General features: G+C 69.1%; 1 protein-coding gene. It reads left to right on the forward strand.

Translation table 11 applies throughout. From position 1 onward, the window contains the following. Nucleotides 1-485 (forward strand): MFS transporter (locus tag FQ746_RS31895; protein ID WP_144113805.1); only part of this gene is annotated, 485 nt, incomplete at both ends.

The following is a 485-nucleotide window of genomic DNA, read 5'->3' on the forward strand; positions in this document are numbered from 1 at the left end:
GCTTCTACCTGATCCGGCTGCTGCTCGGCATCGGCGAGGCGGGTTTCTTCCCCGGCGTGGTGTTCTTCCTCGCGGTCTGGTTCCCGGCGCACTACCGCACCCGCGTGCTGGCCTGGTTCACGGTGTCCACGCCGCTGTCCTCGCTGGTGGGCGGCCCGCTGTCCACCTGGCTGCTGCAGATGGACGGCAGGCTCGGCATCGCGGGCTGGAAGTGGATGTTCATCGTGGAAGGCCTGCCGGCCTGCCTGCTCGGCTTCCTGGTGCTGCGGCTGCTGGCCGACAAGCCGGCCGACGCGAGCTGGATCTCGCCCGACGAGCGGCAGGCACTGCAGGCCGCCTTCGATCGCGAACAGGGCGCGAGCGGCAAACGCAAGGACTTCCGCGCCGCGCTGCGCGACCCGCGCATGTACGTGCTGGCGCTGATCTCGTTCGGCTTCACGATGGGCTCCTACGGCATCGGCATCTGGCTGCCGCAGATGCTCAAG

It is taken from the genome of Paraburkholderia sp. BCC1886 (assembly GCF_900996245.1).
Taxonomy (GTDB): domain Bacteria; phylum Pseudomonadota; class Gammaproteobacteria; order Burkholderiales; family Burkholderiaceae; genus Paraburkholderia.